At 71.7% G+C, this 8,485-nt stretch carries 10 protein-coding genes; 6 read left to right on the top strand and 4 right to left on the bottom strand.

The window, feature by feature from the left end; translation table 11 throughout:
• Nucleotides 1-35: 35 nt before the first annotated feature.
• Entirely contained in the window at nucleotides 36-263 is a 228-nt protein-coding gene (locus L2C96_RS43765; protein WP_237340278.1) for a hypothetical protein, read from the bottom strand.
• A 158-nt stretch (nucleotides 264-421) separates the two neighbouring features.
• Between L2C96_RS43765 and L2C96_RS43760 the strand changes: the two genes are divergently transcribed.
• Genes L2C96_RS43760 through L2C96_RS43750 form a run of 3 tightly spaced genes read left to right on the top strand, consistent with a single transcriptional unit; the run spans nucleotide 422 to nucleotide 3,943 of the window.
• A complete protein-coding gene (locus L2C96_RS43760; RefSeq protein ID WP_237340277.1) occupies nucleotides 422-2,662 on the top strand; it encodes a xanthine dehydrogenase family protein molybdopterin-binding subunit in 2,241 nt (746 codons plus the stop codon).
• 1 nt (nucleotide 2,663) lies between these two features.
• Nucleotides 2,664-3,134 (top strand): (2Fe-2S)-binding protein, encoded by a 471-nt coding sequence (locus L2C96_RS43755; protein ID WP_237340276.1) that lies wholly within the window; start codon nucleotides 2,664-2,666, stop codon nucleotides 3,132-3,134.
• Entirely contained in the window at nucleotides 3,131-3,943 is an 813-nt protein-coding gene (locus L2C96_RS43750) for an FAD binding domain-containing protein (RefSeq protein ID WP_020422716.1), read from the top strand. The genes L2C96_RS43755 and L2C96_RS43750 overlap by 4 nt, the downstream gene beginning before the upstream one ends.
• Nucleotides 3,944-3,978: 35 nt before the next feature.
• Here the strand turns inward: L2C96_RS43750 and rraA are convergent, their stop codons facing one another.
• Nucleotides 3,979-4,449 (bottom strand): ribonuclease E activity regulator RraA, encoded by a 471-nt coding sequence (gene rraA / locus L2C96_RS43745; RefSeq protein ID WP_020422715.1) that lies wholly within the window; start codon nucleotides 4,447-4,449, stop codon nucleotides 3,979-3,981.
• The gene (locus tag L2C96_RS43740; RefSeq protein ID WP_237340275.1) at nucleotides 4,446-4,745 is read right to left on the bottom strand and encodes an ArsR/SmtB family transcription factor; all 300 of its coding nucleotides are present in this window, start codon (nucleotides 4,743-4,745) and stop codon (nucleotides 4,446-4,448) included. The genes rraA and L2C96_RS43740 overlap by 4 nt, the downstream gene beginning before the upstream one ends.
• A 46-nt stretch (nucleotides 4,746-4,791) precedes the next feature.
• Here L2C96_RS43740 and L2C96_RS43735 point away from each other — a divergent pair, with 46 nt between their 5' ends.
• Nucleotides 4,792-5,394, top strand: coding sequence for an HAD family hydrolase (locus tag L2C96_RS43735; protein WP_020422713.1), 603 nt, complete (start codon nucleotides 4,792-4,794; stop codon nucleotides 5,392-5,394).
• Between the two features lie 150 nt (nucleotides 5,395-5,544).
• Here L2C96_RS43735 and L2C96_RS43730 read toward each other — a convergent pair whose 3' ends face one another.
• The gene (locus L2C96_RS43730) at nucleotides 5,545-7,344 is read right to left on the bottom strand and encodes a sigma-54-dependent Fis family transcriptional regulator (RefSeq protein ID WP_237340274.1); all 1,800 of its coding nucleotides are present in this window, start codon (nucleotides 7,342-7,344) and stop codon (nucleotides 5,545-5,547) included.
• A gap of 140 nt (nucleotides 7,345-7,484) precedes the next feature.
• Between L2C96_RS43730 and L2C96_RS43725 the strand changes: the two genes are divergently transcribed.
• Nucleotides 7,485-7,730, top strand: a complete 246-nt coding sequence (locus L2C96_RS43725; protein WP_020422711.1) for a hypothetical protein — start codon at nucleotides 7,485-7,487, stop codon at nucleotides 7,728-7,730.
• A gap of 67 nt (nucleotides 7,731-7,797) precedes the next feature.
• The coding region (locus L2C96_RS43720; RefSeq protein ID WP_504905511.1) for a ferritin family protein at nucleotides 7,798-8,485 on the top strand (688 nt) is incomplete at its 3' end.

Raw genomic sequence — 8,485 nt, 5'->3', positions numbered from 1 at the left:
GACTCGGCATCACCACAACCTAGCCTGGCACCGAATTAACGACTCAAGACACTAGCGCGGTGGAGCCCGGGGCACCAGCCGGAGCGGGACGTGCTGTGGCGCCCGCGTGGCGGCACGACGGCCCCGTGCAGGTGCCCGTCCGCGGCCCAGTGCAGGAACTCCTCTTCCCACGGCCGGTTTTCCAGGTCCCGGCGCTCGGTGAGCTCGATCTGCGTGGCAGCGAACTCCCGTAGCCCGGCGAAGATTCGGCTCAGCTTTCCCACACCTGGAGCGTGCTCCAGCCGCGCCCCCGGCACGAGTGGCAGAACCGCACGTGTTCGACAAAATTCTGCCAGCGCCGTCTTCCGCGGGGCGAACCCGAGGGTGACTTCCGCCGCGCCAGGAGGCATGATCGCGAAGTATCCGTAGTGGGAGGCCAGTTTTGAGCATCGTCGGCACCAGGGTGGTCCGCATCGAGGACCAGCAGCTGATCACGCAGGGCGGGACCTACGTCGAGGATCTACGGGTGGAGGCGCTGACCGGCGCGGTGCACGCGATGTTCGTGCGCAGCCCGATCGCGCACGCCCGCATCGCCTCGATCGACACCTCGGCCGCGCTGGAGGCGCCCGGGGTCGTCGCGGTCTACACGGCCGCCGACATCGATCTCGCCCCGCACAAGGCGGGCCCGGTCGTGGAACCGTGGCTCGCCGACGGCGTGGTCCGCTACGTCGGTGAGCCCGTCGCGCTCGTGCTCACCGAGGAGCGCTACCAGCTCGCGGACGCCGCCGAACTCGTCGACATCGACTACGACCCGCTGGACGTGGTGGCGAGCATCGACAGCGCGCTCAGCGACGAGACCGTGCTGTTCCCGGACCAGGGCACGAACCTGCTGCAGACCACCGGCGGCGAGTTCGACGACAAGGCCTTCGACGAGTGCGAGGTCGTGGTCACCGAGACGATCCTCAACCAGCGCGTCGCCCCGGCGCCGCTGGAGGTGCGCGGCGCGGCTTGCGCGTGGGGCGAGGACGGCCGCCTGACGTTGTGGCTGTCCACGCAGAACGCGCAGATCTCCCGTTCCACCGTCGCGAAGGGCCTCGGCGCCGAGTCGGCGAACGTCCGGGTCATCACGCCGGACGTCGGCGGCGGGTTCGGCGCGAAGATCGGCACCGACCCCGAGTCCGTCGTGCTGGGCTGGGCCTCGAAGCGGGCCGGCCGCCCGATCCGCTGGGTGGAGACCCGCAGCGAGAACCTGGTCGCGATGACGCACGGCCGGGCGCAGCAGAACACCGTCACCATCGGTGGCCGCCGCGACGGCACCGTGCTCGCGTTCCGGCTGGAGGTCGTGCAGGACGCGGGCGCCTACCCGCGCACGATGTTCCTGCCCACGCTGACCGAGCTGATGGGCACCGGCGTCTACCACTTCCCGAAGGTGGAGACGGGCAGCCGGGCCGTCGTCACCAACACCACGCCGATCGCGGCGTACCGCGGCGCCGGGCGGCCCGAGGCGGCGGCCGCCATCGAGCGCGCCATGGACCTGTTCGCCGCCGAGATCGGCATGGACCCGGCGGAGGTGCGCCGGGTGAACTTCATCCGCCCGGACGAGTTCCCGTACCAGTCGCCGACCGGCGCGAACTACGACACCGGCGAGTACGCGAAGGTCCTGGACAAGGTCCTCGAAGCCGGCGGGTACGAGCAGCTGCGCGCCGAGCAGGCCCGCCGCCGCGAGGCGGGTGACCCGGTCGTGCTCGGGCTCGGCCTGTCCGCCTACGTCGAGGTCACCGGCAACGACCGGGCGGGCGAGGCGGGCAAGGTGCACATCAACCCGGACGGCTCGGTCACCGCGTGGACCGGCGCCTCGCCGCACGGACAGGGCCTGGACACCACGCTGGCGATGCTGCTGTCCGACCAGCTCGGCGTGCCCATCGAGAAGATCAGCATCCGGCACGGCGACACCGACGAGGTGCCGCGGGCCATCGGCACCTTCGGGTCGCGATCGCTGCAGCTGGGCGGATCCGCGCTGCGCCAGGCCGCCGACCAGGTCATCGAGCAGGCCCGCGCGCTCGCGGCCGACCGGCTGGAGGCCAGCCCGGACGACATCGAGCTCGCCGACGGCGCCTTCCAGGTGCGCGGCGCGCCCGCGAGCGGTTCGGTGACCTGGGCGCAGGTGGCCGAGCAGGCCGACCTGACCGCCGACGTGTGGTTCGGCGACGGCACCCCGACGTTCCCGTTCGGCGCGCACCTCGCCGTCGTCGAGGTCGACACGCTCACCGGGAAGGTCGAGCTGAAGCGCATCATCGCGTGCGACGACGCGGGCCCGATCGTCAACCCGCTCGCCTTCCAGGGTCAGCGGCACGGCGGGCTCGGCCAGGGCGCGGCGCAGGCGCTGCTGGAGGTCATGAACTACGACGCCGACGGCAACCCGACCACCGCCACGCTGGCCGACTACTCGTTCATCACCGCGACCGAGCTGCCCGACTTCGAGCTGGTCGATTCCGAGACGCCCACGACGCGGAACCTGCTGGGCGTCAAGGGGATCGGCGAAGCCGCGACGATCGGCGCGACCCCCGCGGTGCACAACGCGGTGGTCGACGCGCTGTCCCACCTGGGCGTGCGCCATCTCGACATGCCCACCACCCCGCTGCGGGTCTGGCAGGCTCTCACCGACGCGAGGAAGGCGAACTGAAGTGAAGGTCTCGATCGAGATCAACGGCACGACGGTCTCCGAGGAGGTCGAGGACCGCACCCTCTTGGTCCACTTCGTGCGCGAGCAGGCCGGCCTGACGGCGACGAACATCGGATGCGACACCACCTCCTGCGGCGCGTGCACGGTGCTGCTCGACGGCGAGTCCGTGAAGTCGTGCACCGTGCTGGCCGCGCAGGCCGACGGGCACTCGGTCACCACGCTGGAGGGCCTGCACGGCGACGGCGGCGACCTGCACCCGGTGCAGCGCGCGTTCCGCGAGGAACACGGCCTGCAGTGCGGGTTCTGCACGCCCGGAATGATCATGGCGTCGGTGTCGCTGCTGGACCACAACCCGAAGCCGACGCGCCAGGAGGTGCGTGCGGGGCTGGAGGGGAACCTGTGCCGCTGCACGGGTTACCACAACATCGTCAACGCGGTGATGAACGCGTCCGGGCAGGAGGTCCAGCGGTGATCCCGGCCCAGTTCACCTACCGGCGGGTGTCCTCTGTGGACGAAGCGCTCGCGGTGGTCGCCGAGCACGGTGACGACGCCAAGCTGCTGGCGGGCGGGCAGTCCCTGCTGCCGCTGATGAAACTGCGCTTCGCCGCGCCCGAGGTGGTCGTCGACATCGGCCCGCTCGACGAGCTGCGGTACGTGCGGGCCGAGGGCGGCGAGATCGCGATCGGCGCCATGTCGCGCTACCACGACCTGCACCACGACCCGGTGCTGGCCGAGCACGCGCCGCTGCTCGCGCACGTCGCGGGCGAGGTGGGGGACCAGCAGGTGCGCCACCGCGGCACGATCGGCGGCTCGCTGGTCCACGCCGACCCGGCGGCCGACCTGCCCGCGGCGGTCCTCGCCGTGGACGGGGTGCTGGTCGCGCGCGGCCCGGACGGCGAGCGGCGGATTCCGGCGGCCGAGTTCTTCCAGGGGCCGTTCGAGACGCCGCTCGCGCCGGAGGAGCTGCTGACCGAGGTGCGGATCCCGGTGCAGGACGGCGCCGGGTGGGCGTTCGAGAAGTTCACGCGGCGGTCGATCGACTGGGCGATCGTCGGGGTCGTCGTCGCCGGGAGCGCCGTGTCGCTGATCAACATGGGCGGCACCCCGCTGCGCGCCACGGCGACCGAGGCGGCCCTGGCCGACGGCGCGTCCGCCGCCGAGGCCGCCGCGCTGGCCGCGGAGGGCACCTCCCCGGCCGACGAGGCCCACGCGACGGCCGAGTACCGGCAGCACCTGGCGCGGGTGCTGACCGAGCGGGCGCTGGTGTCCGCCGGTCGTTGAGCCAGAGGGGCGGGCCGGCCGGCCCGCCCCCACGCTCAGCTCTCCAGCAGCACGATGCCGTCGTCGTCGGCGTAGAGCATGTCGCCGGGGTGGAAGGTGACCCCGCCGAAGCCGACCGGCACGTCGACCGCGCCGTTGCCCGCCTTGCTGCTCTTGCGCGGGTTGGTGCCCAGGGCCTTGATGCCGATCGGCAGCCCGGCGAGCACCGCGCTGTCCCGCACCGCGCCGTTGATCACCAGGCCGGCCCAGCCGTTCTCCACCGCCGAGCCCGCGATGAGGTCGCCGGTGAGCGCGGTGTGCAGCGAGCCGCGCCCGTCGACCACCAGCACCGCGCCCTCGCCCGGCGTGGCGAGCACCTGTTTGACCAGGCCGTTGTCCTGGTAGCACGAGACGGTCCGGACCCGGCCGGAGAACACCCGCTGCCCGCCGAACTGGCGGAACTGCGTGTCGCACACCCGGAGCTTGTCGCCGTGCTCGTCGACCAGGTCGGCGGTGGAGGAGGTCACTCGGATCGCCTTTCGTCGTGGTGGGCTTGCCGGATGGAGTCCAGCAGGCCGGGGAACCGCTGGTGGATCTCGTCCCGGCGCAGGCGCACGAAGCTGCCGTTGCCCGCGTCGCGCTGGTGGATGAGCCCGGCCTGCCGCAGCACCCGCCAGTGGTGGGTGCGGGTCGACTTGGCGACGGGCAGGTCGAACGAGGCGCACGCGTGCTCGCCGTCCGGCCGGTCCAGCAGGTCGACGACCACCCCGCGCCGGTGCCGGTCGGCCAGCGCCGACAGCACGGTGCCGAGATCGAGGTCCATCGCGTCCCCTTGTCGTAGGTACGAAGGTGATAGTACCTTGCCGGTCATGCTCATGGTCTTCGACATCAACGAAACCCTGCTCGACCTCGCGCCGCTGGACGACGTCCTCGGCGGCGAGGAGGTTCGCACGCGGTGGTTCGACCTGCTCATCCACACCGCGCTGGTGGTCACCGCGAGCGGCCGGTACCAGGACTTCGCGCAGCTCGCCGGAGCCTGCGCGCGGGCCGTCGCGCCCGACGCGGACGTGCCACGGCTGGCCGCGACGCTGCGATCCCTGCCGCCGCACCCCGATGTGGAGCCCGCGCTGGCCGAGCTGCGCGACCAGGGGCACCGGCTGGTGGCGCTGGGGAACTCGCCGCAGGCGGTGATCGAGGCGCAACTCGCGGACCTCGGTTTCGACGCGATCTACTCGGCCGAGGCGGCGGGCGCGCTCAAGCCGTCCCCGGCGGCCTACGCGCTGGTCGAACACGCCGGCGAGCCGCCGGTGATGGTCGCCGCGCACGACTGGGACATCGCCGGCGCGCAGGCCGCGGGAATGCGCACGGCCTTCGTCACCCGCGACGGCCGCCGCCCGCTGCCCGCACACGCGAGTCCGGATTGGACGGTCACGGATCTCGCCGAGTGGGCGCGGAGCCTGCGCACCGCGTGACGTCGCCTGGGGAGAGAACACGGCTGCGTGGTGAACAAGGCGCCCGGAGTGGGCGCCTTGGTGCCGGGTGGCTGGCCCGCACCCGGAACGCCAACACACCACCCAGACAGCAAACACACCGCCCAGAACGGCAAACCCACCGCGCCGGCGTCAGTGCACCGGCGTGACGATCCCGTACTCGTGGATCTTCCGGTAGATCGTCGCGCGGGAGATGCCCAGCAGTTGCGCCGCGCGGGCCTTGTTGCCGCCCGCGTCCTCCAGGCTGCGCACGATCGCGTCGCGTTCGACGGCCTCGAAACGGTTCAGCGGGCGCCGGGCGATGGTGTGGTACTCGGCCGGCAGATCGTTCGGCCGGATGGTTCCCGTGCGGCGCCGCTGGGTGATTTCCCGCAGCACCTGGTGCAGCTGCGCCGTGTTGCCCGGCCACGAGGCCCGCATCAACAGGTGCATCGCCTCCGGTGAGCACGTGATCTGCCCGCCGTGCGACAGCTTGCTGAGGAACAGCGGCACCAGCTCGGCCAGGTCCTCCACGTGCCGCCGCAGCGACGGCACCCCGACCGTCCGCGGGAAGAACGCGAGCAGCTCCGCCAGCCGCGGGCTGCTCTCGGCCTCCGGCGTCAGCGTCAGCGCCACCCACGGCCCGTCCGGCCGCGGCACCTGCCGCAGCGCGGCGACCAGCGCTCGCACGTCCTCGTCGCCCAGCCGGTCGGCATGCCGGATCACCAGCGTGTCCACCGGGTCGTCGAGCAGCTCGTGCCGCACGTCCCCGGCCCAGCCCGGTCCGGCTTCGGCCGCGTCGAGCGTGTGCAGCCGCCCGGCCGGGTTGCGCCGCCGGTGCACGCCCTGCGCCAGCGTGTGCTTCCCGACCCCGGGCTCGCCTGCCAGCACCAGCCACTCGCCGCGGACGAAGCTGCTGTCGACGGCGTGGCAGCTGCGCGACCACGTCGGCGCCGACCCGGCCACGCCGGGCAGGAACATCGGCACGGCGGGCAGCGTGACGCCCGCGCCCCCGTCGTCGGTGTCGACCAGCTGCACCGACAGCACCCCGCCGGCGATCTCGCCGGTCCGCTCGCCCGCCACGCGACGGCAGTACATCCGCACCTTGCCGCCGCTGGACAGCACGATCGTCTCGGTGGCGCGCCGGGCCGCGGACAGCGCCTGCTTGGCGTGCCCGAGCACGAGCGACTGGTCGGCCGGGTCGAGGAGCTGGCGGGCGGCGTCGTTCATCATCACCACGTCGTCGTTGAACGCGATCACGATCCCGGTGGTGCGGCGGCAGGCCTGCAGGTAGGTCTGGAACAGCACCAGCTCGCGCATGGTGCTGTGGGTGAGCAGCGCCTGCCGGATCTGCTCGGCGGTCGACCTGGCGAGCGCGACGAGCAGCCCGCCGGCGTCCTTGCGCCAGCAGGTCAGGTCCACGGCGCCGATCGTCTTGCCGGAGATCGGGTGCTGGATCGGCACGCCCGCGCACGCCAGGTTCTCCAGGTTCTCCGCGTAGTGCTCGTGCCCGAACACCTGCGTCGGCCGCCCGTCGGCGAGCGCGGTGCCGATCCCGTTGGTGCCGACGAACTTCTCGCCGTAGCTGAACCCGGGCGCCAGCTCCACGCTCTGCAGGTGCCGGTGCAGGTCGTGGTCGCCGGTGCGCTGCGTGAGCACGACGCCGGACTGGTCGGTGAGGATCATGCTGATCGGCTGGCCGTCGAGCTGGTCGCCCAGCCGTTCCAGCACCGGTTGCGCGCCGCGGATCAGCGGCGTGTCCAGGTTCTGGTCGCCGCTGTAGGGCAGGTCGATGCGGTCCGCGGGCACCTGGAACTCGCGGGAGCGCCACCAGGACGCGAGGATCGCCTCGCGGACCTGGCCAGGCTCGACCGCTTCGGCCGTCAGGAACCGCAACCGGGTGCGCGCCAGCTTGACGTCGTCGAGCACCGCGCCGCCCCGGTCGTGGTCCACTCTGACCTCCTGCCGCTGCCCCGCACAGGGTAGTCCGGACACCGCCGTTGTGTCCTGGGTCACAAGGTAGCCGCCCGGCCGGTCGCACCGCGTCTCAAATTGAGACACGCCCCCGTGCCGGCCGGGCGTGGGATGGGTGCATGCCCGAGGAAACGTACAACCCGTGGACGGTCGTGAACGTCGTGTTCCACCACCTCGTCGACCAGGGCCTGCACCCCACCCTCGGGGACGGGCACCCGGGCGACCCGGCGGCGGAACTGCTGCGCGCCCTCGGCATCACGCCGGAGGCCGAGGGCGACGCCCGGCAGAAGGCCGCGGTGCACGACCACCTCGCCGAGCTGCGCCGATCCGTCTTCGGCGAACCTGAACCGCCTGTCTCATATTGAGACCCGCACGCGCGGGCGCCCGGCCTCCAATAGACGGTGTAGGACTTGTGCCCACCTAGGAGTGATCATGAGCCGCCAAAGTGTGGCGAGAGCCCACCAGAAGATCCAGGAACTGTCCTGGGAACCGGCCTACCACGAGCCGGTGTCGCAGTACGGGACGGACTACACGTTCCGCAAGGCGAAGAAGAAGGATCCGCTCAAGCAGGTCCTGCGGTCCTATTTCCCGATGCAGGAGGAGAAGGACCACCGCGTGTACGGCGCCGAGGACGGCGCGATCCGCGGCAACATGTTCCGCCAGGTCCAGGAACGCTGGCTGGAGTGGCAGAAGTTGTTCCTGAGCATCATCCCGCTGCCGGAGATCTCCGCGGCGCGCGCGATGCCGCTGCTGTTCCGCACCGTGCCGAACCCCGAGCTGCACAACGGCCAGGCGATCCAGATGATCGACGAGGTCCGGCACTCGACGATCCAGCAGAACCTCAAGCGCCTGTACATGAACAACTACATCGACCCGGCCGGCTTCAACTCGAGCCTGCGCAACTTCCAGAACGACTACTGCGGCACGATCGGCCGCCAGTTCGCGGAAGGCTTCATCACCGGTGACGCCATCACCGCCGCGAGCATCTACCTGACGATCGTCGCCGAGACCGCGTTCACCAACACGCTGTTCGTGGCCATGCCGGCGGAGGCCGCGGCCAACGGCGACTACCTGCTGCCGACCGTCTTCCACTCGGTGCAGTCCGACGAGTCCCGGCACA

This window comes from Amycolatopsis tucumanensis, from assembly GCF_021654135.1.
GTDB lineage: Bacteria > Actinomycetota > Actinomycetes > Mycobacteriales > Pseudonocardiaceae > Amycolatopsis_E > Amycolatopsis_E tucumanensis.
The sequence above is the reverse complement of the archived record's forward strand: the minus strand, read 5'-3'. Positions and strand labels throughout refer to the sequence as shown.

What these genes read in the sequence shown, in the direction of transcription:
- L2C96_RS43725 (WP_020422711.1), top strand. Translation starts at nt 7,485, where the DNA reads ATGCCCGAGGAAACGTACAACCCGTGGACGGTCGTGAACGTCGTGTTC.
- L2C96_RS43740 (WP_237340275.1), bottom strand. Translation starts at nt 4,745, where the DNA reads ATGGACCTCGATCTCGGCACCGTGCTGTCGGCGCTGGCCGACCGGCAC.
- L2C96_RS43735 (WP_020422713.1), top strand. Translation starts at nt 4,792, where the DNA reads ATGCTCATGGTCTTCGACATCAACGAAACCCTGCTCGACCTCGCGCCG.